This is a genomic window from Candidatus Symbiopectobacterium sp. NZEC151, assembly GCF_025962655.1.
Taxonomy (GTDB): Bacteria; Pseudomonadota; Gammaproteobacteria; order Enterobacterales; family Enterobacteriaceae; genus Symbiopectobacterium.
Map to the genome: position 1 here is coordinate 1 of NZ_JAGFPE010000003.1, position 25,111 is coordinate 25,111.

Consider the following 25,111-nt stretch of genomic DNA (forward strand, 5'->3'; position numbering starts at 1 on the left):
CTGGGCAAGCTGGTGGCATTCTATGATGACAACGGCATCTCGATTGACGGTCACGTGGAAGGCTGGTTTACCGATGACACCGCAGCACGCTTTGAAGCCTACGGCTGGCACGTGGTGCGTGGCGTCGACGGTCATGACGCCGATGCCATCACCCGCGCTATCGAACAGGCGCGCGCCGTGACGGACAAACCGTCGCTGCTGATGTGCAAAACCGTGATTGGTTTCGGTTCACCGAACAAGGCCGGTACCCACGACTCCCACGGTGCACCGCTGGGCGACGCCGAAGTGGCCGCTTCACGCGAACAGCTGGGCTGGAAATACCCGCCGTTTGACATTCCAGCCGATATCTATACTGCCTGGGATGCCAAAGCCGCGGGCACGCAAAAAGAGAGCGCCTGGAGCGAGGCGTTTGCCGCCTATGCCAAAGCCTATCCGGAACTGGCTGCCGAATTCAAACGCCGTACCGTCGGTGACCTGCCGGCCAACTGGCAGGCCGATGCCCAGAAATTCATTGACGATTTGCAGGCCAACCCGGCGAAAATTGCCAGCCGCAAAGCCTCGCAGAACGCACTGGAAGCCTACGGCAAGCTGCTGCCGGAATTCCTCGGTGGCTCTGCCGACCTGGCACCGAGCAACCTGACCATCTGGTCCGGCTCGGTCTCACTGGATAAAGACCCGGCGGGCAACTACATCCACTACGGGGTGCGTGAGTTCGGCATGACCGCCATCGCCAACGGTCTGGCGCTGTACGGCGGCTTCCTGCCGTATACCGCGACCTTCCTGATGTTTGTGGAATATGCCCGTAACGCGGTGCGCATGGCCGCGCTGATGAAAATCCGCAGCATCTACGTTTACACCCATGACTCCATCGGTCTGGGTGAAGACGGCCCGACGCACCAGCCTGTAGAGCAAATGGCGAGCCTGCGCGTGACGCCAAACATGAGCACCTGGCGTCCGGCGGATCAGGTAGAAACCGCGGTGGCATGGAAATACGCCATCGAACGCAAGGATGGCCCGACGGCGCTGATCCTGTCGCGTCAAAACCTGGCGCAGCAGACACGCACCGCGCAGCAACTGGCGGACGTGGCGAAAGGCGCTTACGTGTTGAAAGACAGTGACGGTCAGCCGGACCTGATCCTGATTGCCACCGGTTCAGAAGTGGAGCTGGCGGTAGCGGCCTACGACGTGCTGAGCGCGCAGGGCCACAAGGTACGCGTGGTCTCCATGCCGTCTACCGATGCGTTCGACAAGCAGGATGCGGCCTACCGTGAAGCAGTGCTGCCGAAAGCGGTGAGCGCCCGCGTGGCGATCGAAGCGGGCATCGCAGACTACTGGTATAAGTATGTCGGCCTGAACGGCGCGATTGTGGGCATGACCAGCTTTGGCGAATCGGCTCCGGCGGAAAAACTGTTCGAGGTGTTTGGCTTTACGGTGGATAACGTGGTGGATGTGGCGCGTTCGCTGTTACGCCAAGGCTGACTTCAACAATCGGGGCGCCTCAGAAACGCCCCTTCCTCTTTTTACGCTGCACACCATCCCTGTAGCTGCGCATAGTGCAGCAGCATGATGGTTTTCCCATCGCAGATACGCCCGTCGTTGATCATCGCCAGCGCGTCAGTAAACGGCAGTTCGATAACCTCAATATCTTCATCTTCCACGCCGCCTCCGCGCGCCAGACGTTGGGAATCTTGGTATTCTGCAGCAAAAAAATGCACCTTTTCTGTGACACTACCGGGCGACATGTAGGCTTCAAACAGTTTTTCAACCTGCTCGATCAGGTAGCCAGTCTCTTCCATCACTTCTTTACGGATGCATTCTTCCGGCGATAACGCATCCAGCAGGCCAGCACAGGTTTCCAACAGCATGCCGCTCTCGTTGCCGTTGAGGTAAGTTGGCATACGAAATTGGCGCGTCAGCACTACCGTCTTGTTATCGCGGTTATAAAGCAGAATGGTGGCACCATCGCCTTTGTCATAAACTTCGCGCCGCTGTCGCACCACCCCGCCGCGTTTACGTTGCAGATCGAACGTGTAGTTGTGCAGCACATACCAGTTATCGGACAGCAGTTTCTTTTCAATGAGCTTTATGGGAGACGACATCACAACACTCCATCACGCGCGAAAACCACGCGGCTGACTTAACGAAACTCCTGATACAGATGTTCACCGCGAAAACCGATACGACGCGATAACGTCAGCGCCGCCGTTGAGATCAGCGAACCCAGCTCAGCAATACGCTCAGGGTTATCTTTTACTTTGGAAAACAAGCTGGCAATACTCAGCGCCGCTTGCACTTTACCCCGTGCGTTATAAATAGGTGCTGCGACACAAAACACTTCCGCGTTATGTTCACGATCGTCAATCACGTAGCCGCGCTGGCGTGCTTCGTTCAGCACGCCGAAAAAACGCGCTTCATCCGTCACGGTGAAGGGGGTAATCGGCTGCAAACCGCCGGTTTTATCGAGAATGGCTTTGATCTGTTCATCCGGCATGGTCGCCAGCAGCGCCTTGCCAAGGCCGGTACAATAAAGCGGGTTATTGGAACCAATGCGCGCAGAGGTACGCACTGATGCAGCACTCTCCACTTTATCCAGATACACCAGCATGCCGTCGTTCTCCATCGCCAGAAACGAGGTTTCCTGCGCGCTGGCAGCCAACTCTTCCAGCACCGAGCGTGCGGCTTCGTGAAACGGCGTTTGATCGAGATAAACCGCACCGGTCTGGAACAGTTTAAGCCCCAGACGGAAAGATTTGACACGGGGATTGGCGATTTCAAGGTAGCCTTTATCCACCAGCGTATAAATAATATCGAAGGTGGTACTTTTCGGTATGCCTAACTGAGTACTGATTTCCGTTATGGTTAACTCATCCCGTGTCCCTGCCACCAATTCCAGCATATCCAGCGCTCTGGCCACCGAGCGATTGATTTTTTCCACGCCATCCATCCCCATGCATTCGCTTGCGCGGGATTATACAAGATAACCATAGTGGTAAGAAAAAATAAAAGTGCCGATAAGGGCAACCCGCGTTGATAGTGCAGCAGGCAGCCGTTATCGGAAGATGATAGTCAATCAGAGAGGGTAACAAACGTCGTCTGGCTTTTTATTTTCGTGGAAACGCGTAATAAAAGTCTGTGCCAGCTCGGTTAACTGTTGCCACGCCTGCTCGGCCACTAACGTTTTATTGATCAGCTCGCTGCCCACCCCAACGGCAAATGCGCCCGCTTGTGCAAAGTCTGCGACATTATTCAGCGTCACGCCACCAACAGGAATGATTGAGAGATTGTTAAGCGGTCCCTGCAACTCTTTCAGATAGTTGACGCCCAGGCCGTTGGCAGGGAACAGCTTCAACAAATCGACGCCCATGCGGCACGCCTGCAATATTTCCGACGGCGTGGCGACGGCCGGGATCATCAGCTTCTGCTTTTCATGCACCATGCTGACCACCTGTGGATTAAAATCCGGTGCCAGCACAAAAGTAGCGCCCGCATCCATCACCAACTGCGCCATCACCGGATTGATCACGGTGCCCGCACCGATCCACATTTTGTCGCCCAATTCCGTCGAGAGCGCTTCAATACTGCGCAGATAACCTGACGTGTTGCAGGTCACTTCCAACACGCGCACGCCGCCATCGTAGAGCGCGCGTGCCACGGGGATCACCTCCTCGGGTTTTGTCCCTCTGACAATCGCGATAATGCCCGTTTCTTCTATGGCGTGAATCACTCGGTGCTTAATCATTGATAACCTCATAACCCTTTAATTAACTATTAAATCGACTGCAACAAACGGCGAAAAAGGCGGCGCGAGGCCGCCTTCACTGCGATCATGCGTTAGCGACGATCGGTTTTCTGACGATGAACCAGTAGCACAGGGCGGCACAGCCAGCGATAATGCCGCCGCTGACGAACGCCATGGTGTAAGAACCGGTGGCATCGGCGATCATGCCGGTCACCAACGGTGAGAGTGAACCGGCGAAGTAACCGCCGAAATTCTGGATACTGCCCACGGAAGCCACCATGGATGCCGGAGCGACATCACCCGGTAATGCCCAGCCGGTTGCAGAAAGTGCCGAGAGCAGCGCCATAGCAATCACCAACAGGGCCAGCGTACCGGTCAGGCTGGTGGCGAACGGAATAGCCACGACTGCAACGCCTGCCAGCAGCGCGGAGATACTGATGGTGACGCGTTTAGCAACCAGTGAATCACTGAAAATTTCCCTGTCCATCAACCATTTGGAAAGATACCCGCCACCAATGGCCCCGACGATACCGCCGAAGTAAGGGATACTGGCGTAGATGCCCAACGCTTTGAGTTCGATGTTCTGGGTTTTCATCAAATAGAGCGGCAGGAAGGTGGTGAAAATGTTCATCATCCACACATAGCAGAACCAGCCCAGAATCATGCCCCACACGCATTTGTACTTGAACAACCCGCCCCAGCTAATGGTGACTTCGCTGTTGCCCAGTTTCTCGGCGGTACCGCCGCCACCTTCTTTAATGTAATCAAGTTCTTCTTTGCTCAGCGTCGGATGTTTTTCCGGCTGATGGTAAGCGAAGATGAAAAACACCAGGAAGATCAGACCAATACCACCGGCGATAAAGAACAGGGCACGCCAGCCGAACGGTACAATGATGGCAACCAGAATCGGAGGAGCGATGGCCGGGCCCCATTTGGATGCCGCATCCCAGAAGCCCGTTGCCAGCGCACGTTCCTTTTTCGGGAACCAGGAGGCGGTAATTTTCGCCGCACCCGGCCAGCATGGCGCTTCGGTGATACCCAAAATACCGCGCGCAAACAGTAGCGTCGTCAGGTTGCTACAGGCACCGGTCAGCATGGTGGCACCGCTCCACAGGCCGATGGCCCAGCTGTAAACTTTCTTCGGCCCAAATTTATCGACCAGCCAGCCGGAAGGCAGCTGGCACATGGCGTAAATCAGCGCAAACACCGATCCCATCAAGCCAATATCGGTATTGGTCAAATGCAGATCTTTCATCATGTCGGGTGCGGCAATGGATAATGCCGCGCGGTCGAGATAATTGATAACGCCGCCAATTAATAACAAGAAAACGACAAACCACCGTTTCTTGCCGATTTTTTTACTCGCGGCGTCGGTATTAACCAGAGTACTCATCGTGATATTCCTATAATAATACCTGTAGGGTAAGAGGTAATGACATTCTTCTGCCTGCTAACAGGCGGAATGTTCGTTAAATAATTTTCCTGACCCGGGCAATTTCCAATGCACCTAAGCCAGACAGCGACGGCTGATTATCATCAATCACCACCACGTCACCGGTAAAAAAGGCATCATCCTTAATTAATATTTCAAAGGCGTTCTTTAATATTTTCTTGCCGCAAATCACTAATGTGGCATCCGGGGAGATATTCAGCGCTTTGCTGTTTTTGATCGCGAGAATATCCGTTTGTAATACCGCACCGAGCAAATAGTTCGCCTTTTGGTTATCACTCAGTGAAGCGAACATATCGAGAATGCGTACCGAGAAGCAGCTGCGTGCCAGACCGACGGCGGCACAATCATGCGCACCTTGCAGCAGATACTGCGCTTCTACTTCATTGGCGAACTGGTGTTTTAGCGAGCTGGCCAGAATGGTGCGCTGAGTAATCACGTCCAGTAACTCACCGGCAATGGTGGTTACGCAGCCTTCAATGCGATTATCCGCATCGACTTTAATGAATTTGGAGTGGGAACCCGGTTGGATAATCAGCGCCGGGCCGCGAATGTCCAGCGCGGCAATGGCCCCAATGGTTTCCACTTCCTCTCCGCGCATCACATCCATTTTTTCGACGTTTTCCGGCGCAACCGCGCCATCGTTGTTACGGATGCCGGGAACAAACCAAATCGGCTGATCGCTCACCTCGGGAATGACCTGTTGCACCATGCCCGCCGCCAATTCGTTAATGCCAGCGGGTGCCACAACGTGTGGGATCTCACACAGGCCAACATTGGAGGTGATCATGCCGGCAGACAGGTAGGTCACTTTAGCGTCCGGCGGTAATGCTGCCTGTGCCAGCGCGGCCTGAACCGCAGCCTGCACGCCCCGCGTCAGGGTTTCTTTACTGCCGGTGATGGCCGTGTCACGCACGCCAACCGCCTGGCTGGCTTCAGCAATAATGCGATTGTCCTGCCAGACAAAAACGCGCGTGTTGGTGGTGCCGGTATCGATGGTAACGGAATACATTTTTCTCTCCTGCCTCAGCCCTGTTGCCCCAGTTCAACGCGAGCGGCGATATAGCCCGCGCCTTCCACCACCAGCCGGTCAATCTCGTCCCGCGCGGTGATAAGCGTCGCAGGGCGCGTCAGACCGAGCACGTTTTTCATCATGTGCTGGTAGATATGGCAGCGCTGCGCGTTGCCGACAAAAATCACCTCACCGTTCAGGTCAAACCCTTGCTGCTGGGCATCGGCAAACAGTTTCATGTCATCAGCCGCCATCGCCGCTTCGCAGAACAGCTTGCGCTCCGCCGGTTGGGTATCCAGTGAGAATTGAATAAAACGGGTCAGCAGGATGGTGCGCAACAGCCCGCTCTGCTGGACGCTGCGGTAGGCTGCATCGGCAATCTGCTCAGAGAAGCAGTCAGGTTGGGGCTCAGCGCTTTTAACGCTGGAGCCGATGAAAGTTTCTTTCAGGACAGCGGCATACACCTGACCGCTCAGCGACGTCATGCTGCCAGCCAGTCTTCCTTGCGCATCAATGTGAATCAGCTTGGTGGTTGATCCCAACTCAATGATGGTGCACGGCAACGCGGGCTGATAGCGGCTCAGCACACCAATCGCCTGCGTTTCTTCACCACGCATTAAATCCAGCGATGCGATCCCTTCCCATCCCCCTTTGCCTGGCGCATTTTTAATACCGGGAATGAACACCACTGGAATATCAACCGGGAAAATAGCCGGGTCGCGATATTGGCGGGCAAAGGTGGCAAGATCGTCGATATTGACCGGTGCAGTCAGGTGCGGGATCTCCACCAGCCCCAGGTTAGAGGTGATCATCCCTGAAGCGATGGCAAAGCGCACATCGTTGAGCGTCAGGCTTTCTTGCGCCAGCAGCTGTTGGAAACCGGCCGCAATGCCCTCTTTCAAGGCCGTATTGTTACCGGTCGCTGCCGTGCTGTTTACCCCGACAGGAATTTCATTTTTACTGATTACCGCCTGATCGTTGATCAGATAAAGGCGGGTATTGGTAGAACCACAATCAATAACCACAAACATAATCGTTAGCCTCTTATTGTCATAACATTTATAACGGGCATCAAAAATAGGGTACAGAAGTCCTCTGACGAAAAAATCTCGTCAGGTGGAATAGCTTTTTCTTATCTGGCGCGGGTCGTTATTAATGACAACTCGCACCCGATAAATAAGCGTTTATCCCTGGTGGATAACGCAGACAGAATTACAAGCAGCCCTGATAAATTTCTCGAATCTTTTCTCCGTCTGGTACGCGTGGATTATTCGACAGCACGACTTTCATGGTGGTTAATACATTATTAATCAACCAATCGAAGTGCTCTTCTTTAACGCCCAATTGCGTCAGGGTAGGCACCATATTAATGCCGGTCAGGAATTGATGAACCGCTGCCACGCTGCTTTCCGCTGCCTGCTCCTGACTCATGCCGCGCGTATCTACCCCCATGGCTTTGGCGATAGCGGCAAATTTCTCCGGTGCCGCAGGCCAGGTATATTCCATAAAGGGTTTGTAAATGGCCGCGATACCTTCCGCGTGCACCACGTCCAGCAGACCGCCCATCGGGTGCTGCAACGCGTGCGGCAGCGTGGTGCCCGCACAGTCAATTGCCATGCCTGCCAGGGAGCTGGCCAGCGTGACATTCTCCCAGGCGGCGACGTTGGTGACATCGTCATAGACCAGCGGCAGGTTCTGCGCAATCAGCTCAATCGCACGCAGGGACAGCATTTCACTGAACGGCGTGGCATTCTTGGAAATGAAGGATTCAAGAGCATGGAACAGCACGTCGGCTCCCGGCCCGGCGATCACGCGTTTTGGCAGAGTCAGCATCAATTCAGGATCGATAATGGCCGCCTTCGGGTAGATGAGCGGATTCACCAAGCCTTTCTTGTCGTTGGTTTCCGGGTTGGTGAATACCGCGGTGCGGTTAGCTTCACTGCCGGTGCCTGCGGTCGTTGGGATGAGGATGATCGGCAACGCGCGGGTGCCGACTTTACGACCAAACACGTAATCCCAGATGCTACCTTCATTGACCGCAGAGAAAGCGATTCCTTTCGCCATGTCCATCGCGCTGCCGCCGCCCAGACCGATCACCAGATCGCATCCTTCATCGACAGCGACCTGCGCCCCTTCAGCCACCAGCGTGGACAGCGGGTTCTGCATAAAGCGATCGTAAACCGCAAACGCGACGCCCGCTTCCGTCAGCGACTGCTTCACCGCCTGCAACTGCCCGGTAGGTTTGGAACTGTCTGACGCCACCAGCAGTGCCTTTTTACCGTAAGGACGGGCAATGTCGCCCACTTGCTTGTGTCGTCCTAATCCAAAATGAAATTTGACGGGATTACTGTAATCAAAAGCTGGCATCTCTCACCTCTTATTGTTCGCATATGCGAACACTGTTCGTATTAATGATCCAGATAATAGAGAGGAGGAAAAATGAGCGCCAGCCTTTTGATAAAAAAAATGGACTGCCATCACATTTATTGTGACGACAATCCGTTAGCCGTGAGAAATATTATGTTGCGTCAGCTTAGGAAAAATGTGCTGATCAGCAGATACGCATTAAGAGAAATAACAATAAAAACAATCACATTACCGGCATTCTGTACCCAACGACCGTTGACCATACCTCCCATCAACGCCCGATTTCCGGTAAAGGCTAACAACGGCACCAGCGCCAGCGCAATGCCGAAACTGAGCAGCACCTGGCTCAGCACCAGCACGCGAGTAGGTTCCATGCCGGACATGATCACAATAAACGAGGGCAGCATGGTGACCGTGCGCCGCACCCACAGTGGAATATGGAAACGGATAAACCCTTGCATCACCACTTGACCAGCCAGCGTCCCCACGACGGTCGAAGAGAGCCCCGCAGCCACCAGGCTTAAGCCAAAAATGGTCGCCGCCGATCGCCCTAACAACGGATCGAGGGTGAGATAAGCGCGCTCCAGATCGGCGATATCCTGATTGCCGCTAAAATGGAACGCCGCCGCCGCGGTAGCCATCATTGCCAGATTGACGAATCCGGCAATGGTCATCGCCACTGCCACGTCGATTTTGGTGGCGGCGTAGCGCTCGGCACGGGTGTGGGCCTCGCCCTGCTGGGTCAATGAAGAGTGCAGGTAAATCACGTGGGGCATAATGGTGGCCCCCAATACCCCAGCGGCCAGCAGCACCGCATCCGAAGTGGGCAACTGCGGCACAGCCATTCCGCGCACCAACGAGGCCATTTCAGGACGAGAGAAGATCAGCTCGACGATATACGCGGCAGCGACAAACAGCAGCAGCCCGCCGATAATCATCTCCAGCGGCTTTTGACCGCGCTGTTGCAGCGCCAAAATCAGGAAGGTTGCAATGCCCGTGAGGATTGCGCCCTCAAGCAGTGAAACCCCCAACAGCAATTTAAAGCCGATGGCAGCACCGATAAATTCAGCCAAATCGGTTGCCATGGCGATAATCTCCGCCTGCACCCAATAGGCCCACACCGCAGGGCGAGGGAAACGATCGCGAATGTGCTCTGCCAGATTTTTCCCGGTGGCAATCCCAAGCTTGGCGGAAAGCAGTTGGATCAACATCGCCATCAGGTTGGCCCATACCACCACCCACAGCAATTGGTAGCCGTAGGCCGCCCCCGATTGAATATTGGTGGCGAAGTTACCCGGATCGATATAGCCGATCGCCGCTATAAATGCTGGCCCCATCAGGGAAAGCTTAAGCTTCCTTGATGTGCGGCTGGCCGTCTCTATCACTCGGCTCCCCGGCATACGATGACCCTTTATTACCTCTATAATGATTCACTCTGTCATGAATGATAATGATTATCAAGTGCATTTGGAGTGGTAAAACGGATTGCTGCGATAGCTAAAAATGTGATCACAGCCATATTGTTAACAAAATATAAACAAAAAACCCCAAGGTAAAGTCACTTGGGGTTTTTATTGATTTCAATTTGTTACGCCTGCCTTCAGGGCACGCGCGGGTCGCTCAGGGAAATCAGCCCTTCGCTTTGGAAACAGCGACCATCGCAGGACGCAGCAAGCGGCCGTTCAGGGTGTAACCTTTTTGCATTACCATCATTACGGAATTGGGCGCATGGTCGGCCGATTCCAGCATGGTCATGGCCTGGTGCACTTCCGGGTTAAACGGTACGTTCACGTCACCCACCACCTCGATACCAAATTTGCGCACCGCATCCAGCAACGATTTCAGCGTCAGTTCCACACCCTCAATCAACGAGGCAAGGGACTCATTGCTGCGATCGGCAGCATCCAGCGAACGCTCGAGGTTATCAATTACCGGCAGCATTTCACCCGCAAATTTTTCCAGCGCAAATTTGTGCGCTTTTTCCACGTCCATTTCAGCGCGACGGCGGATATTGTCCGTTTCGGCACGCGCGCGCAGCACGGTATCGCGCTCACGCTGCTGTAGTTCGCTCAGTTGCGCTTCCAGTTCGGCAATACGTTCATCACGCGGGTCGGCGACGTCTGTCATTGCAGGTTCCACTTCCGCATGTTGCCCCTGTGCCGCTTCCATTTGATCTACGACTTGCTCGTCAGGCGACTTCTGTTCTTTACTACTCATGAAATTCTCCGCGGTTTTAGCATTCATCTCGCTTGTTCGCTTATTATGGGGATCAAAACCGGGGATTCAAGAGAAGCAGTCACATATACCGACAGATTTCGTGATACCGGGCGGCACTGGGTAAGGAAAAGCATAACGATGACTAAACAGTTCAATTGCATTGGCATTGTGGGCCACCCGCGCCACCCCACGGCACTGGCGACGCATGAGATGTTGTATCACTGGCTGCACAGCAAGGGCTACCAGGTCATGCTGGAGCAGCATATCGCCCACGAACTCAACCTGCCCGACGCGCTGACCGGCAGCCTGGCAGAGATCGGTATGCAAGCCGATCTGGCCGTGGTGGTGGGTGGCGACGGCAACATGTTAGGTGCCGCCCGCGTGCTCTCTCGCTATGACATTGATGTTATTGGCGTCAACCGGGGAAATCTCGGCTTCCTGACCGATCTCGATCCCGATCAGGCGCAACAGCAGCTTACCGAGGTGCTGGAAGGACGCTACCTGAGCGAACGGCGTTTTATGCTGGAAGCGCACGTATGCCGTCGCAATCAGCCCGACAGCACCAGCACGGCGATCAACGAGGTGGTGCTACACCCCGGTAAAGTCGCCCATATGATTGAATTCGAAGTCTATATCGACGATCGCTTCGCCTTTTCCCAACGCTCGGACGGCCTGATTATCTCAACGCCCACCGGTTCCACCGCTTACTCGCTTTCCGGTGGCGGCCCCATTCTGACGCCGACACTGGATGCCATCGCGCTGGTGCCAATGTTTCCCCATACGCTTTCAGCACGGCCACTGGTGATAAACAGCAGCAGCACCATCCGCCTGAAGTTTTCTCATATCACCAACGATCTGGAGTTGAGCTGCGATAGCCAGATAACCCTGCCGGTACAGGAAGGCGAAGAGGTGCTGATTACCCGCAGCCAATACTCACTAAATTTGATACACCCAGAAAATTACAGCTATTTTAATACGTTAAGCACCAAACTAGGGTGGTCGAAAAAATTATTCTAAAATTTTGCGCGGACCACTTTACTGGTTAAAAAACGGCATTATACTGTATGTAATTACAGTCTGTTGTTACATACAGGAAGGTGGTTCATGCTGGCGCAACTCACTATCAGTCATTTCGCTATCGTGCGTGAGTTAGAAATTGATTTTCAATCAGGTATGAGCGTTATCACCGGCGAAACCGGCGCAGGCAAATCCATCGCGATTGACGCACTGGGCCTGTGTCTGGGCAACCGCTCTGACGCCAGCATGGTGCGCCCTGGCGCACAGCGCGCCGATATCTGTGCCCGGTTCGCCCTCAGCGATACCCCTGCGGCGCGAGCCTGGTTGGAGCAAAACCAACTGGATGACAGCAACGAGTGCCTGCTGCGCCGAGTGATCAGTGCTGACGGGCGCTCACGTGGTTTTATCAATGGCACCGCCGTGCCGTTATCTCAGTTGCGTGAATTGGGCCAGCACCTGATTCAACTGCACGGGCAGCACGCCCATCAGTTGCTGCTTAAACCTGAACACCAACGTCATCTGCTGGATGCCTATGCCGACGAGCCGCAACTGCTTACTGCCATGCAACAAATCTGGCAACAGTGGCACCAAAGCTGTCGCGATCTGGCACAGTTACAACAAGCGAATATCGAACGTGAAGCGCGCCGTGAACTGTTGCAATACCAGCTCAAGGAGCTGAAAGAATTTGCCCCACAGCCCGGCGAATACGAGCACATTGACATCGAATACAAACGGCTGGCTAACAGCGGCCAACTGCTGTCGCTCAGCCAGCATACACTGCAACTGCTCAGCGAAAATGACGATCAGAACATCATGAGCATGCTCCACAGCGCAAAGCACCAGCTCGGTGAACTTGTTGCCATGGATGAAAAATTGGGCAGCGTGCTAACTATGCTGGAAGAAGCCAGCATTCAAATCAGCGAAGCCAGCGATGAGTTGCGCCACTACAGCGAACAAACGGATCTTGATCCTACCCGACTCTATGAGCTGGAACAGCGCTTGTCACGCCAGATGGCACTGGCGCGTAAACACCATATCACCCCTGAAAACCTGCCCGCATTCTACCAGCAACTGCTGGATGAACAGCAGCAACTGGCAGAACAAGAGAGCAACCACGCTACGCTCAGTCTGGCCGTCAGCGAATATCACCAACAGGCGCTTCACGCTGCGGAACAGTTACATACCCGCCGTCAGCACCATGCACATGAACTGTCTCAGTTGATCACGGCACAAATGCATGAACTCGCCATGCCACACGGCCACTTCTCCATTGAAGTGGAGTTCTCACCGGAACGCCTGACAGCCTATGGCGCCGACAGCATCGCCTTTCTGGTTACCACGAACCCCGGGCAACCGCATCAGGCGCTGGCGAAGATCGCCTCCGGCGGCGAACTCTCCCGTATCGCTCTGATCATTCAGGTGATTACAGCACGTAAAATGGACACCCCAGCGCTGATTTTCGACGAAGTGGATGTGGGTATCAGCGGCCCGACCGCCGCGATTGTTGGCAAAATGCTGCGCCAACTCGGCACATCCACCCAGGTGATGTGTGTGACCCACTTACCGCAAGTTGCCGGATGCGGACATCAACACTTCTTTGTCAGCAAACACACCGACGGTGCCGCCACCGAAACGCTGATGCAGCCGCTGGACAAACGCGCACGGTTGCAAGAGCTGGCCCGTTTGTTGGGTGGCAGTGCAGTCACCAAAAACACATTAGCGAACGCCAAAGAGTTACTGGCCGCCTAACAGCAAGCCATGGCTGATGTTGATGGCTGAGTGGGTTTTACCGTTGTTACCGTTGGCGTTAAGACAAAAATAATCAACTTTTTTGCATTCCGGTGGTCATACAAGCGCCTTGCCGGTTTTCAAGACAGGCAAGGTCTATTATCATCGGCAACCTATGCCCTTAAGGAATGTATTTACTATGCGCTGTAAAACGCTGACCGTCATCGCCGCGATGGTTGTTATGCTGACCGCCGGTTGTTCTACGCTGGAAAGACTGGTTTATCGTCCAGATATCAACCAAGGGAACTATCTGGCACCGGCTGATGTAGCAAAAATCCACACTGGCATGACCAAGCAACAGGTTGCCTATACGTTGGGTACGCCGATGATGCAAGACCCCTTTGGCAGTGACACCTGGTTCTACGTTTTCCGCCAGCAACCCGGGCATGAGGCGGTAAAACAGCAAACGCTGACGCTGACCTTCAGCCAGGATGGCATTTTGACCAACGTGAAAAATCAACCGACGCTGAATTGATAGTGGTACGGGGATCAGAACACGCATAATAAGGCACTGAATGTGCCTTATTTTTTGGAACGCTCCGCGCGTTGGCGACGCAATTCTTTAGGATCGGCAATCAACGGGCGGTAGATCTCTACGCGATCGCCCTCGGTGACTGCGTCCATCAAACGGGCCGGTCGGCTAAAGATCCCGACTTTATTGATCTGTAAATCGATATCGGTACGCAGTGTCAACAACCCGGAGGCGACAATAGCCTGCTCCACCGTTGCGCCCTCTTCTACTGTCACGGACCGCATATACTGACGTTCTGGCAGCGCATAAACCACATCGACACGAATTTCAGGCACGGTATACCTCTTTGGCGCGCAGGGTGAAGGCCTGCACCATATTACTTGCCAGCTCTTTAAACACTTTGCCAAAGGCCAGTTCGATCAGCGCATTGGTGAACTCAAAATCGAGATGGAGTTCAACTTTGCACGCATCGGCACTTAAGGGAATAAAGCGCCAATCGCCACTCAGTTGACGGAACGGACCATCAACTAACTGCATATTGATGCATTGGCTGTCAGTGAGCGTATTGCGCGTGGTAAAGGTTTTACTGATCCCGGCTTTAGAGACATCGACGGCAGCCGTCATTTCTTCAGCGTTGGCAGCAATAACCCGGCTCCCAGTACAGCCAGGCAGAAACTGGGGATAGGAGGCGACATCATTCACCAACTGATACATCTGTTGCGCGCTGTAAGGCACCAGAGCAGAGCGACTAATCTTGGGCATGGCTTTTTCCGTATAACTTCAAACGCGCAGAATAATAGCACCGATGGCCCGGATGGTAAAAATTCTGAGGCGACGATCGCATCCCTTCCTCAACCTGCGTTCACTGATGCGGCAGTGATGTCTTTCCCTTTAACATTCGGTATAATGACGACACTATGACAAAGAAAAAAGCTTATAAACCCGGCTCCGCTACCATTGCGCAAAACAAGCGTGCTCGCCACGAATACTTCATTGAAGAAGAATTCGAAGCGGGATTGGCGTTGCAAGGATGGGAAGTAAAATCACTACGCGCAGGTAAGGCCAACATCAGCGACAGCTATGTACTGTTGCACAGTGGTGAGGCTTTTCTGTTTGGTGCTACCTTTCAGCCACTGCTGGCCTCTTCAAGCCACGTGGTTTGTGACCCTACACGCACCCGTAAACTGTTGCTGAACAAGCGCGAGCTGGATTCACTTTACGGACGTGTTAATCGTGAAGGTTACACTGTGGTCGCGCTTTCGCTCTATTGGAAGAACGCCTGGTCAAAAGTGAAGATTGGTGTTGCCAAAGGCAAGAAAGAGCACGACAAGCGTTCGGATATCAAAGAGCGCGAGTGGCAAACGGACAAGGCGCGCATCATGAAAAACGCCAACCGCTAGCAGTAGCGTAAGGTGTCACGGTTCTGTTATACTGTTGAAGTACTTGGGGCTGATTCTGGATTCGACGGGATTGTGTAGCCTTAGGAGCATGCCGAGGGGCGGTTTGCCTCGTAAAAAGCCGCAAAAAAATAGTCGCAAACGACGAAAACTACGCTTTAGCAGCTTAATAACCTGCTTTTAGCCCTCTCTCCCTAGCCTCCGCTCTTAGGACGGGGATCAAGAGAGGTCAAACCCAAAAGAGATCGCGTGGATGCCCTGCCTGGGGTTGAAGCGTTAAATCCAATCAGGCTAGTTTGTTAGTGGCGTGTCTGTTCGCAGCTAACCGGCGAATGTAAAGACTAGACTAAGCATGTAGTGCCGACGGTGTAGTAATTTCGGACGCGGGTTCAACTCCCGCCAGCTCCACCAAATTCTTAATCGGCGATCACCAGAGTCGACCGATAAAGTCCTGAAAGCCCGCACGGCGCAAGCCCTGTGGGCTTTTTTGTTTCCTTATAGGTCCTTCGACGTATTCCGACTTCCTGTGCCCATAGGTACCTTGTTAGGTACCCAACGGCTAGGTACCTATTCCCCGGGTACCTAACAAGGCACCTATGGCTCGTCTAACAAAGCCGCTCACGGATACAGAGATCAAGGCCGCCAAGCCTGGAGAAGTAGATTACACGCTGCATGATGGCGATGGTCTGCAACTGCTGATCAAAACCAACGGTAAGAAAGTCTGGCAATACCGTTATCTTCGCCCCTTTAGCAAAAAACGGGCAAAGCTCACTTTTGGTCCCTATCCCGAAGTCACCCTAGCCGATGCCCGGCAGCGTCGCCGAGATGCACGTACACTGCTGACAAAAAATATTGATCCTTATGAATTCCAGCTTTCGCAACGCAAGCAGGCGTTAGAAGTCAAAGCCAACGCCTTCAAAGTCGTCGCTGAATGCTGGTTACAGGTAAAAAAGAGCAGCATCACCGAAGACTAAGCCACCGATATCTGGCGCTCGCTGGAAAAAGACATCTTTCCTGCCATCTGCGATCTCTGCATCACCGATATCAAAGCGCGCACCTTGGTACAAGCCGTGCAGCCGGTACAAACACGCGGTGCGCTAGAAACAGTGAGGCGACTCTGCCAGCGTATTAATGAGGTGATGATCTATGCCGTCAACACCGGCCTGATAGATGACGCCCCCAGCGTTCATATCAGCAAGGCATTCGTGAAACCGAAGAAAAAGCACATGCCCACCATTCTCCCGGAACAACTTCCACACCTGATGAACACCATGCGGCTGGCAAATATCGGACTCCAGACCCGCTGCCTATTCATGTGGCAACTGCTGACCCTGACCCGTCCTTCTGAAGCCTCAGATACCCGCTGGCAAGAGATCGACATAGAAGCGAAAGAATGGCGCATTCCCGCCGAGCGGATGAAGATGAATCGGATACATATCGTTCCGCTGTCAGATCAGGCACTGGCCATTCTGGAAATGATGAAACCACTAAGCGGCCAGCGGGAGTACCTTTTCGCCAGCCGCAGCAAACCGTCGCAACCGATGAACAGCCAAACCGTCAACGCCGCGCTCAAACGCGCCGGCCTGGCGGGGGTACTGGTTTCACACGGCATGCGCTCTATCGCCAGCACCGCACTCAATGAACACGGATTTTCACCCGATGTGATTGAAGCCGCATTGGCTCACGTGGATAAAAACGAGGTGCGCCGCGCCTATAACCGCAGCGACTATCTGGAACAACGCCGCCCCTTGATGCAATGGTGGGCTGATTTTGTGAAGGCGGCAGATAGGGGGAGCCTTTTAGAGGGCGACAGCATGTTTGTTCGATTGAAGCATGAATGAAAAGGGTTGTGCTCAGCCTTTGCACATAGTGCAGAGGCCACCTCTGGGCGTTAAAAGATGCGCCAGTAGAATGCGTATCAATGGCCGAATTTAGCCAAGTCCTCTTTAGAGAGCTCCGTCATTTCCATGATAGTGGCGAAATCCATTCCTTTTTGCAGCATGGCTCTGGCTATTTTCAACGTTGCTTCGCGCTCACCTTTCTCGATACCTTGCTCAATACCTTTTTCAATACCTTTCTGTTCCAACTGTTCCGCTATGGTCATCAGTTCATCTCCATGTTGCGGCACACGTTGTGCCAGTTGCCTTACATAAGCTTCAGCATTTGATGTGTTGCCTGCCTGTACCATGTAATTTATCAGCGATATGACCTGTTGTCTGGTCATGTTAGTCGTCAGCATAATCGTTACCAGCCGGTCCATCAAGTCAGACAAATCTCGTTCGCGAATGTGCTTTTGTATCAGTGTCAACGCAGCCATACTGCGATGCTGCATAATGTCCTCATCGGGAATGATCGTCACATCAACCAGCGAGAAATCTTCACTGTAGAGCTGCCTGGCTAAAGCCGGATCGTCGAACAGTTGTAGCCAGTTGGTGGAATTCGGGCAAGGGCTCGGCTTGCCCGCATAAAACAGTATCGGGATCACCAGAGGCAGTTTCTTGTTTCCCGCATCAAGGTGCCGCTGCATCGCGGCAATCGCGTAGCGCATCAGCCTGAATGCCATGTGCTTATCCGGCTTGCTTTGGTGCTCAATCAGTACATGGACATACCCTGCTCCAGCACGTGTCTGTAGGCTGTAAAGCACATCGCTGTAAAACGCTCTTAAGTCATCCTCAACAAACGAGCCGGATTCCAGTTTCAACGTGGTGAGATCGCAAAGCGCCAACAGCTTCTCAGGTAAATGCAGTTGGATAAAATCTCGAGCGGATTCAGGGTGCGTCAAAAACTGCTTAAACGTCGCATCGTGCGGGAAGGTGGTTTTGTTGACCTTTTTCATTAGCGCGGACTCTGAAAGTCACCCGCATCAGTTTAGCTATCTTGGCCTCTCGCTTTCCTCAATCGAGGCTACTTTGACTCTGTTTAACGGTATAAACGCGACTCAATGGCCTCTGCACAGGGACATGGAAAAAATATTGCGTTCCCTATCTCACACACGTCCAGATAAAAAGCGGTGGCAACAGTCACACTGCCACCGCTAGTTCAAAGGGGATTTTCTATCTGATGAAGTCGTCAGCGATTTATATCAATCAAACGCTCTGAAGAAGAATCGCCGGGTCAACATTCCTCACATCGGCAGTGCCGGTCAGCACCATGCTAGACTCAAGCTCGCCCTGGAAGCGTTTGAACTGCATCTCAACCCCTTTAACACCACCGCCGAGGCTGGCACGCAGCATGGGGCGGCCAACCAATACGGCATGGGCACCGCTGGCCAGCGCTTTAAGCACATCGCCACCATCACGTACACCACCGTCGACCAGAATCGGCATCTTGTAACCGCGATCGCGGACCGCTTTGACAATAGCGGGTAATACATGCATGGTCGCAGGGGTCGAGCTCAGCACGCGACCGCCGTGGTTAGACACCACTATCGCCCCGCAACCCGCTTCGGCGCACATCAGGGCTTCTTCCACCGTCATCACGCCTTTCGCCATAAAGGGGATCTTGGCGTATTTAACGATTTCTTTAAGTTTTTTCAGATCTTTAGGCTCAACTGTGTTGCCGGGTAATGCGCGGGCGGCACGACCTGCGGAATCGATATCAATCGCAAAGAAAGGGGCACCGGCGTTCTGCACCAGATCGATACGTTCAAAGATTTCCTGCTGAGTACGCGGTTTGATTTGCGCAATCGCGCGGCCTTTAAATTCTTTGACCACGTCTAAACGGCGCTTGTAGGTATCGAGTGGGTCTTCAATACCGTCCGCTGCCCAACCTAAACAACCGGAATTTGCCGCCCCTTCGATAATGCCGCGCGCATATTTATCCTCGGTCATGACTTCGCCATCGAACGCCAATTTGTTGGCAGCGCCCATGTTGTAAGTGAGACCACCGGTGACCCCGGTCAGAATAGGCATCGCTAATTTAACGCCGAGTAACTCCGTTTCCATTTTCGGCTTGCTCACATTGTGCAGGCTGCGCATCGTGAGACTCATGCCCTCAAAGGCTTCAATGTTGCGCACAAAGCTTTGGCGCATACCGCCCATACCGGGAACCCCTTCCCCGCACGGACCTTTACCATTACAACGCCCTGCCCCGGCGACATCACATGCTGCGCAAGTACTCATGATTTTGCGCGCATTGCCGAGTACGTCTTTTAAGTTTTTAGGCTCTTTAATGTAACCGGTGATGGCTTTTGGCTCCTCCGCCGAGGCGGTGGCTCCCGTTGTGGCTACAGCTTCTGCGGCATGGGCTGAAGATGAAGCGGTCAGCGCAAGCGTTCCTGCCGCAGCAGCGAGTACGGCTCCCTTGGTTAAAAATTCTCGACGATTTTGATCTAATTTATTGTCCATATTAGTGTCCCCTATGTTATTCAATTCTTTTCAGGAGTTATTAACGCGAATTGCTCACGGCCTGAATTTACGCTTCGTCATTTCTGAAGGGATAACACTCGAGGATAAAATTAGGAGATAGATCGCTTAACGTAAAAAACTTTGAACCTTGCATACCCTATTATGCATTTTTGCATAACCCAGCGATTCGGCATTTAAATATTAATCAATTATCATTCTCTTTAACAGAATATAACGTAACCGTAGCATTAACCAGGTAAAGTAAATGTGATACCCCTGTCAAAAAACAGATAACAGTTTGCGAGGGTAAACTGACTTTTTTAAGGTTTCGTCCATGCCAAAAAGCGAGATTGATCGCTTCCCTTTATTCAGTAGCAGCGTAAAGTAAAGCTTTCAGCCTCTCTTCTCCATAAAAAAACAATCAGCATTATTGGGAAGCGTTCAAAAAGGTGTGTATTGCGTGAGCTATTGGCGATATTTACGGGGAGTGGTATTAGCACTGAGCCTCATCTCGGTTCAAGGATTTGCGCAGCAAACTCTGACGTTCAATGTTCATAGCAACACCCCGCCCTTCGAGTGGCAAAATGAGGCCGGTGAAGAGACTGGATTTAACATTGAATTAGCCCGCCAAATTGCCCAAAAGTTGCAATACGATTTAATTATCAATCGCCAAACGCTCGAGCAAACCCTGTATTCTGTAACCCATAATACGCGCCAGCTAGCCGTGATTGATTTGCCCGCAGGAGAGACCTTTGCGCTCAACACTGCGCTACCGCTATTGCCCACCTATATCAGTGCCTATAACCTACGTAGCGCAGGCCAGGTGGACTCCTGGACGGCTCTGCGTAAAAAGCGTGTCGCCATTAAACAAGCCTCTTCGGTAGAGATGTATCTTAAGGCTAATCCGCAGGATTTTACCCTCATTCCCGTCGTCACCAATGAGCAAGGATTTGAGCTGTTATCCGCCGGTAAAGTGGATTTTGTATTGGCCGAATTCTACTGTGCCCGTCGCTTGTTGCAGCAATTCCCAATGACCAAAACGGCGAGCAATCCATTATTTCTCAGTCAGTTTTATTTAGTCATGTCCGAAAAGGACCCGCTGTTCTCCAAGGCGGTGAGTGACGTTTTGGAGCAGAATTACCACGGTGGCTATTTCGATGATTTGATTTATAAATGGGTCGGCTTCGGTAAGGAAAAAATAGAATTAGGGCAAGTACGTAACGATTTTTTTCAATGGGCATTATTTGCTGCTATCATTTCCAGCATTGGCTTGTTGATCACCCTGTATATCAGCCTGGTGCTCAGACAGAAAACCCAATCCCTTAAACAGGAACTCCACCAACGGCAAAAAGCCGAGGCGGAAATTAGCCGAGTATCGGCCCAATTCCATTCGGTTTTAGACGGTCTGCCCTGCGGCGTTATCCTGTTGGATCAATATCTGAAAATAATCTGGCAAAACGGTAAATATCAATGGCTGTTAGCACCAGAAAGGCTCGAACAGGCATATCCAAAGGTCGCGCTCACGCAGCTTATCCAGTCTGGGTTTAATGGTGAAGAATCACAATTAATCGAATTCTCTCTCGACAATAAACGCTGGAAACTGAATTTGTACTTGATCTCCAGCAATATGATCGCCTTATTTATCGAAGACTACACCGAACCCTTTGAATTGAAACAGGTGAGCGAACTCTCCAGTCGCCTGGCATCCCTAGGGGAGTTGACTACGGGCATTGCCCACGAAATTAATAATCCTGTGGGGCTCATCAACCAATCCATGAGTCTGATGCAGGATATTATCGACGATCTGAAACGCGCATCACCGTCCACGAGCTCGCAACCGCAGGTGCTGCAACAGGGACTTGAGGAACTTAATTACACCAGCCAATCAGTGCAGGAATCGGCCCAGCGCATTGGCTGTATCATTCACGATCTCAAACACTTCTCACGCTATGGTCTCAGCAATGTTAAGCCTGTCGCACTCAACCATATTGTTGAAACCGCCCTGCGGTTAACCCATAACAATGTCAAACGGTTGCAGTTGCAGCTCTCACTCCATCCTCAACTTCCTGCGATTAAGGGGGACGAGCTGCAACTCCAGTTGGTGCTAATTAATTTGATCCAGAATGCCTGTCTGGCGATGGACAAAACGCATCCACTGCTGACGATTGAAACCGGGATCGAAGAAGGCCGGGTATACCTTAAAGTCATCGATAATGGCTGCGGTATGCAGCCCCACATTCAGGCTCGTATTCGCGAACCTTTTTTCACCACGCGTCGTGAGCAGGGGGGGACTGGGCTTGGGCTTTCAACCACCAATAAAATTCTTGTCGAACACGGAGCCCAATGGCTTATCCATTCGCAACCCAATATTGGCACCGAAATGAAAATCTTGTTAGGAATGTGCAATGAAGCTTAGTCGCAATATTCTCGTTATCGATGATGAAACTCGCTGGTTGCGCACCATCGATATGTTGCTCAATCGGCATATTCCCGAGGCCAGAACCTACACCTGTGAAAATAGCCGCCAGGCTTTGCAACTTATCAACGATTTGGATATTGCGCTGGTGCTACTCGATCTCAATATGCCCGCCCTCGACGGCCGGCAATTGCTGAGGGATATTCGCGAGCATGCTCCCTATGTCCGAGTGATCGTATTGACAGGACTCAATGAAACCGAAATCGCGGTAGAGTGCATGAAGCAAGGTGCCTACGATTTTATTACCAAAACCAGTTCGACGGACCAGTTGCTGATCGGTGTGCGCCGCGCCATGGAGATGATTGGGCTGGAACGGCGTTACCATCAAATTAAAGAGGGTTTCTTTGATCGCATGAATCTGAGTGCGTTTGACCGAATCCTCACCACTGACATCAAAATGCACGACTGCTTTACTTTCGCTGCCGCTTTGCACGATAGCCGCGAACCCATTTTAATCGAAGGGGAAATTGGCACGGGTAAACACCTGTTTGCGGAGGCGCTGCAACAACAGGTTTGTCCAGAATTACCCTTGTTAACGCTGTCTCTGGCGGACCTCTCCCCGCAGATGTTACAGCAAAAACTGTTTGGGGTTGCCAATCAGGCGGGCTTGCTCGATATGGCTGGCTCAGGCTTTTTGCTGCTCACGCATCTCGCGCTGGCGAGTGCAGAAACCCAAAGGGTGCTCACTCAACTGTGCCAGCGCAAACGTTATTTTCCACAGGGATCATTGCGGGAAACCGCCCTCAAGTGCCGATTGCTGTTTAGTACCACCGCGCCACTGGAACAACTCGAGCAAAAGGATTTTTCCCACGGATTGCTCTACTGCTTGCAACCACAACGCATCAAACTGCCGCCGCTCAGAGAACGGACCGCCGATATTGGTTTGTTATTGCAACATTTTAATGAGATGGCCTGCCAGGAACTGGGCCGGGATTACCTCGCACTGCCCCACGAGCTCGCGAGCCGATTGGAGCATTACGCGTTCCCCGGAAATATTGCCGAATTAAAATCGTTAACCTTTACCGCGGCGGGGATCAGTAACGGCCAGGAGCTGGCACTCGCGCCTTTTTTTAAGGTGTTAGAACAGAGCCAACAGATGCCTCAAAGTGAACGAATGACCTTCCCAGCGAATTTGCCCACCATTAGAGAAATCACGCAGAAGTTGATCCATGAGGCACTCATTCGCACCAATAACAACCAGAGTGCCGCAGCTAAACTGCTTGGGATAACGCAAAGTGCTTTGAGCCGCCGTTTAGGCAATGCGGGCATGAGTAGAGAAACTGACATCCAAAAACAAAAAGCCAGTGAGAACACGTAATACCGATCCGTGCATACCCGAATTAATGGCTGAGCTGGAGTTTCGTCAACGCTTCTTTGGATAGGCCAGTGGACTTCATAACAATCGCGAGCTCCACACCGTTGTGAAGCAATTCACTGGCTATTTTCAACGTAGCCTCACGCTGGCCTTTTTCAGCGCCTTTTTCGATGCCCTTCTGTTCCAGTTGCTCTGGTTCCGGGTTATACAGGAGCAGCGTAAGCTGCGCTCAACGATGAAAGGAAGGGATATTAAGGTAAAACGGAATAGCAACAGGTGAGAATTTTACGTTAGCGATTAGGTATAAGAGAGATAAATTTACCAGATAACGCAATAATGTTATTATCCGATGTAATAAAGGTCAAACCTTCATAATGCGCCTGCGCAACCAGCAATCTATCGAAAGGATCTTTGTGAAATAACTCGGGTAAATGTAATACGTTGAGCGCGTGCTCGCCTTTAATGACAAGCTCCTTGAAACCATTATCAAATAGCCCCGTTCTGAGTTCGTCAGGGTTGATATTGAAATCTGGCTTGTTTAATGCAAACTTGATAGAAACTTCCCAAATACTGGCAGCACTAAAATAAAGCTCATTATCGACGCCTTGAACGATCGCTTTTACCTCTTCCGTGAGGTATTCCGGGCGATAGGCAACAAAAAGTAAAATATTGGTATCGAGTAAATACATTAGTCATACTTCCCTTCAAACATGTCTTGTATTTCATCACTGTTCAGCGCATCGAAGTTATCTGGAACGGTTCCTTTACCCTTAAGGAAACCCAGCTTACGCACAGGTTTCTCCTCCGTGTACGCCACGACTTTTACCAACGTCTTGCCATTACGTGCAATCAGAAATGGCTCTCCTGTTTTCACAACATCGTTTAACAGTTTGGAAAGATTTGTTTTGGCCTCATAGATATTCACCTTTTCCATGACATCCTCCGACTTAGCCATCGTATACATTTTAATCATAACCCCATCCATTATGATTGGTCAAGTCAGACTGACCAGACCAATTTAATGCTACAGTGATATCCGGTGCAACAGCAGGGTATTGATCCTTTTAGGTTCCCGCCACCTCCCCATCCAGTGCTAGAAACGCCGTCGCTTTGCGGTAAGCATCGTCCATGTCGTCCGCCAGCGTTTTCGGGAACGGCAGGATCTTTTTCACCTTGGGAAACATGGCGCTCAGGCTCTCACGCACTTCGGGCTCAGTGGTCAAATACACATAGCCGGCGCAGTAATCCCGCAGTTCATTTTTATAGAGCTTCATCCACCGCGATGCCTGCTTCTCTTGTTCATGCGGTTCTCTCTCATGACCATGCCTTGCCGGAATCCACACCAACGCCACGCGCTGCTGCTGTGTGAGAATGTGTGTCAATCCCGCCAGTAACCTGTCCGTGCGATTCGGCATCTCCAATGCGGGAAAGCGCAGGAATACCACGGGCCAGCGCGAACTGTCGAAAATTTCACTGTCCAGTGTCTCACCGGAATAATGATGTTGTTGGTTCATG

General features: G+C 52.3%; 23 protein-coding genes, 1 other RNA gene and 1 pseudogene. 9 read left to right on the forward strand and 16 right to left on the reverse strand.

The window, feature by feature from the left end:
- The coding region (tkt, locus tag J5067_RS10840) for a transketolase (RefSeq protein WP_264651112.1) at positions 1–1,479 on the forward strand (1,479 nt) is incomplete at its 5' end.
- Between the two features lie 41 nt (positions 1,480–1,520).
- On the opposite strand, the gene nudK is transcribed toward tkt, so the two are convergent.
- The 9 genes from nudK to grpE form a co-directional block, all read right to left on the reverse strand.
- Positions 1,521–2,099: a GDP-mannose pyrophosphatase NudK gene (gene nudK, locus J5067_RS10845; protein ID WP_264644224.1), complete on the reverse strand. Its 579-nt coding sequence runs from the start codon at positions 2,097–2,099 to the stop codon at positions 1,521–1,523.
- Positions 2,100–2,137: 38 nt separating this feature from the next.
- The gene (locus J5067_RS10850) at positions 2,138–2,935 is read right to left on the reverse strand and encodes an IclR family transcriptional regulator (RefSeq protein WP_264644223.1); all 798 of its coding nucleotides are present in this window, start codon (positions 2,933–2,935) and stop codon (positions 2,138–2,140) included.
- A gap of 135 nt (positions 2,936–3,070) precedes the next feature.
- Positions 3,071–3,739 carry a bifunctional 4-hydroxy-2-oxoglutarate aldolase/2-dehydro-3-deoxy-phosphogluconate aldolase gene (locus tag J5067_RS10855; RefSeq protein ID WP_264644222.1) on the reverse strand — a complete coding sequence of 223 codons (669 nt, stop codon included), beginning with the start codon at positions 3,737–3,739 and terminating at the stop codon, positions 3,071–3,073.
- Between the two features lie 85 nt (positions 3,740–3,824).
- Complete coding sequence (locus J5067_RS10860) at positions 3,825–5,132, reverse strand: MFS transporter (protein ID WP_264644221.1); 1,308 nt, start codon at positions 5,130–5,132, stop codon at positions 3,825–3,827.
- 76 nt (positions 5,133–5,208) lie between these two features.
- Positions 5,209–6,201 carry a 2-dehydro-3-deoxygalactonokinase gene (locus J5067_RS10865; RefSeq protein WP_264644220.1) on the reverse strand — a complete coding sequence of 331 codons (993 nt, stop codon included), beginning with the start codon at positions 6,199–6,201 and terminating at the stop codon, positions 5,209–5,211.
- Between the two features lie 14 nt (positions 6,202–6,215).
- On the reverse strand, positions 6,216–7,232 hold the full coding sequence (locus J5067_RS10870) for a 2-dehydro-3-deoxygalactonokinase (RefSeq protein WP_264651113.1): 1,017 nt from the start codon (positions 7,230–7,232) through the stop codon (positions 6,216–6,218).
- A 181-nt stretch (positions 7,233–7,413) separates the two neighbouring features.
- Positions 7,414–8,568 carry an iron-containing alcohol dehydrogenase gene (locus J5067_RS10875; RefSeq protein WP_264651114.1) on the reverse strand — a complete coding sequence of 385 codons (1,155 nt, stop codon included), beginning with the start codon at positions 8,566–8,568 and terminating at the stop codon, positions 7,414–7,416.
- A gap of 161 nt (positions 8,569–8,729) precedes the next feature.
- Positions 8,730–9,968, reverse strand: a complete 1,239-nt coding sequence (locus J5067_RS10880; RefSeq protein WP_264651115.1) for an Nramp family divalent metal transporter — start codon at positions 9,966–9,968, stop codon at positions 8,730–8,732.
- A gap of 229 nt (positions 9,969–10,197) precedes the next feature.
- Entirely contained in the window at positions 10,198–10,785 is a 588-nt protein-coding gene (gene grpE, locus J5067_RS10885; RefSeq protein ID WP_264644216.1) for a nucleotide exchange factor GrpE, read from the reverse strand.
- A 138-nt stretch (positions 10,786–10,923) separates the two neighbouring features.
- Here grpE and nadK point away from each other — a divergent pair, with 138 nt between their 5' ends.
- From nadK to bamE, 3 genes are all read left to right on the forward strand, one after another.
- The gene (gene nadK, locus J5067_RS10890; RefSeq protein ID WP_264644215.1) at positions 10,924–11,802 is read left to right on the forward strand and encodes an NAD(+) kinase; all 879 of its coding nucleotides are present in this window, start codon (positions 10,924–10,926) and stop codon (positions 11,800–11,802) included.
- Between the two features lie 87 nt (positions 11,803–11,889).
- The gene (gene recN, locus J5067_RS10895; protein WP_264651116.1) at positions 11,890–13,551 is read left to right on the forward strand and encodes a DNA repair protein RecN; all 1,662 of its coding nucleotides are present in this window, start codon (positions 11,890–11,892) and stop codon (positions 13,549–13,551) included.
- A gap of 178 nt (positions 13,552–13,729) precedes the next feature.
- Positions 13,730–14,065 carry an outer membrane protein assembly factor BamE gene (gene bamE, locus J5067_RS10900; RefSeq protein WP_264625736.1) on the forward strand — a complete coding sequence of 112 codons (336 nt, stop codon included), beginning with the start codon at positions 13,730–13,732 and terminating at the stop codon, positions 14,063–14,065.
- 47 nt (positions 14,066–14,112) lie between these two features.
- Here the strand turns inward: bamE and J5067_RS10905 are convergent, their stop codons facing one another.
- Together J5067_RS10905 and J5067_RS10910 are read right to left on the reverse strand one after the other, a co-directional pair.
- Complete coding sequence (locus J5067_RS10905) at positions 14,113–14,397, reverse strand: RnfH family protein (protein WP_264651117.1); 285 nt, start codon at positions 14,395–14,397, stop codon at positions 14,113–14,115.
- Positions 14,390–14,824, reverse strand: coding sequence for a type II toxin-antitoxin system RatA family toxin (locus tag J5067_RS10910; RefSeq protein ID WP_264644212.1), 435 nt, complete (start codon positions 14,822–14,824; stop codon positions 14,390–14,392). Before J5067_RS10910 ends, J5067_RS10905 begins: the two co-directional genes overlap by 8 nt.
- Before the next feature lie 155 nt (positions 14,825–14,979).
- Between J5067_RS10910 and smpB the strand changes: the two genes are divergently transcribed.
- The 3 genes and pseudogenes from smpB (at position 14,980) to J5067_RS10925 (ending at position 17,300) form a co-directional block, all read left to right on the forward strand.
- Positions 14,980–15,462, forward strand: coding sequence for an SsrA-binding protein SmpB (gene smpB / locus J5067_RS10915; RefSeq protein ID WP_264644211.1), 483 nt, complete (start codon positions 14,980–14,982; stop codon positions 15,460–15,462).
- A gap of 45 nt (positions 15,463–15,507) precedes the next feature.
- Positions 15,508–15,870: a transfer-messenger RNA gene (ssrA, locus tag J5067_RS10920) on the forward strand.
- Between the two features lie 185 nt (positions 15,871–16,055).
- Positions 16,056–17,300, forward strand: a pseudogene (locus J5067_RS10925) (integrase domain-containing protein).
- 77 nt (positions 17,301–17,377) lie between these two features.
- Here the strand turns inward: J5067_RS10925 and J5067_RS10930 are convergent.
- Both J5067_RS10930 and J5067_RS10935 read right to left on the reverse strand, forming a co-directional pair.
- Complete coding sequence (locus J5067_RS10930; RefSeq protein WP_264651118.1) at positions 17,378–18,295, reverse strand: Rpn family recombination-promoting nuclease/putative transposase; 918 nt, start codon at positions 18,293–18,295, stop codon at positions 17,378–17,380.
- A 250-nt stretch (positions 18,296–18,545) separates the two neighbouring features.
- Complete coding sequence (locus J5067_RS10935) at positions 18,546–19,805, reverse strand: alpha-hydroxy-acid oxidizing protein (RefSeq protein WP_264651119.1); 1,260 nt, start codon at positions 19,803–19,805, stop codon at positions 18,546–18,548.
- Between the two features lie 460 nt (positions 19,806–20,265).
- Between J5067_RS10935 and J5067_RS10940 the strand changes: the two genes are divergently transcribed.
- Both J5067_RS10940 and J5067_RS10945 read left to right on the forward strand, forming a co-directional pair.
- Entirely contained in the window at positions 20,266–22,221 is a 1,956-nt protein-coding gene (locus tag J5067_RS10940) for a transporter substrate-binding domain-containing protein (protein WP_264651120.1), read from the forward strand.
- A complete protein-coding gene (locus tag J5067_RS10945) occupies positions 22,211–23,599 on the forward strand; it encodes a sigma-54 dependent transcriptional regulator (protein WP_264651121.1) in 1,389 nt (462 codons plus the stop codon). The genes J5067_RS10940 and J5067_RS10945 overlap by 11 nt, the downstream gene beginning before the upstream one ends.
- Positions 23,600–23,886: 287 nt before the next feature.
- Here J5067_RS10945 and J5067_RS10950 read toward each other — a convergent pair whose 3' ends face one another.
- The 3 genes from J5067_RS10950 to J5067_RS10960 all read right to left on the reverse strand — a co-directional run bounded on the left by J5067_RS10950 (position 23,887) and on the right by J5067_RS10960 (position 25,110).
- Complete coding sequence (locus tag J5067_RS10950; RefSeq protein ID WP_264627926.1) at positions 23,887–24,285, reverse strand: type II toxin-antitoxin system VapC family toxin; 399 nt, start codon at positions 24,283–24,285, stop codon at positions 23,887–23,889.
- A complete protein-coding gene (locus J5067_RS10955; protein ID WP_264644205.1) occupies positions 24,285–24,530 on the reverse strand; it encodes a type II toxin-antitoxin system Phd/YefM family antitoxin in 246 nt (81 codons plus the stop codon). Before J5067_RS10955 ends, J5067_RS10950 begins: the two co-directional genes overlap by 1 nt.
- Positions 24,531–24,660: 130 nt before the next feature.
- The gene (locus J5067_RS10960; RefSeq protein ID WP_264644204.1) at positions 24,661–25,110 is read right to left on the reverse strand and encodes a hypothetical protein; all 450 of its coding nucleotides are present in this window, start codon (positions 25,108–25,110) and stop codon (positions 24,661–24,663) included.
- Between the last annotated feature and the right edge of the window lies 1 nt (position 25,111).

Coding starts and splice junctions, on each gene's coding strand:
- nudK (WP_264644224.1), bottom strand. CDS start 2,099: ATGTCGTCTCCCATAAAGCTCATTGAAAAGAAACTGCTGTCCGATAAC.
- J5067_RS10855 (WP_264644222.1), bottom strand. CDS start 3,739: ATGATTAAGCACCGAGTGATTCACGCCATAGAAGAAACGGGCATTATC.
- J5067_RS10860 (WP_264644221.1), bottom strand. CDS start 5,132: ATGAGTACTCTGGTTAATACCGACGCCGCGAGTAAAAAAATCGGCAAG.
- J5067_RS10865 (WP_264644220.1), bottom strand. CDS start 6,201: ATGTATTCCGTTACCATCGATACCGGCACCACCAACACGCGCGTTTTT.
- J5067_RS10870 (WP_264651113.1), bottom strand. CDS start 7,232: ATGTTTGTGGTTATTGATTGTGGTTCTACCAATACCCGCCTTTATCTG.
- J5067_RS10875 (WP_264651114.1), bottom strand. CDS start 8,568: ATGCCAGCTTTTGATTACAGTAATCCCGTCAAATTTCATTTTGGATTA.
- J5067_RS10880 (WP_264651115.1), bottom strand. CDS start 9,968: ATGCCGGGGAGCCGAGTGATAGAGACGGCCAGCCGCACATCAAGGAAG.
- grpE (WP_264644216.1), bottom strand. CDS start 10,785: ATGAGTAGTAAAGAACAGAAGTCGCCTGACGAGCAAGTCGTAGATCAA.
- nadK (WP_264644215.1), top strand. CDS start 10,924: ATGACTAAACAGTTCAATTGCATTGGCATTGTGGGCCACCCGCGCCAC.
- recN (WP_264651116.1), top strand. CDS start 11,890: ATGCTGGCGCAACTCACTATCAGTCATTTCGCTATCGTGCGTGAGTTA.
- bamE (WP_264625736.1), top strand. CDS start 13,730: ATGCGCTGTAAAACGCTGACCGTCATCGCCGCGATGGTTGTTATGCTG.
- J5067_RS10910 (WP_264644212.1), bottom strand. CDS start 14,824: ATGCCCAAGATTAGTCGCTCTGCTCTGGTGCCTTACAGCGCGCAACAG.
- smpB (WP_264644211.1), top strand. CDS start 14,980: ATGACAAAGAAAAAAGCTTATAAACCCGGCTCCGCTACCATTGCGCAA.
- J5067_RS10930 (WP_264651118.1), bottom strand. CDS start 18,295: ATGAAAAAGGTCAACAAAACCACCTTCCCGCACGATGCGACGTTTAAG.
- J5067_RS10935 (WP_264651119.1), bottom strand. CDS start 19,805: ATGGACAATAAATTAGATCAAAATCGTCGAGAATTTTTAACCAAGGGA.
- J5067_RS10945 (WP_264651121.1), top strand. CDS start 22,211: ATGAAGCTTAGTCGCAATATTCTCGTTATCGATGATGAAACTCGCTGG.
- J5067_RS10950 (WP_264627926.1), bottom strand. CDS start 24,285: ATGTATTTACTCGATACCAATATTTTACTTTTTGTTGCCTATCGCCCG.
- J5067_RS10955 (WP_264644205.1), bottom strand. CDS start 24,530: ATGGAAAAGGTGAATATCTATGAGGCCAAAACAAATCTTTCCAAACTG.
- J5067_RS10960 (WP_264644204.1), bottom strand. CDS start 25,110: ATGAACCAACAACATCATTATTCCGGTGAGACACTGGACAGTGAAATT.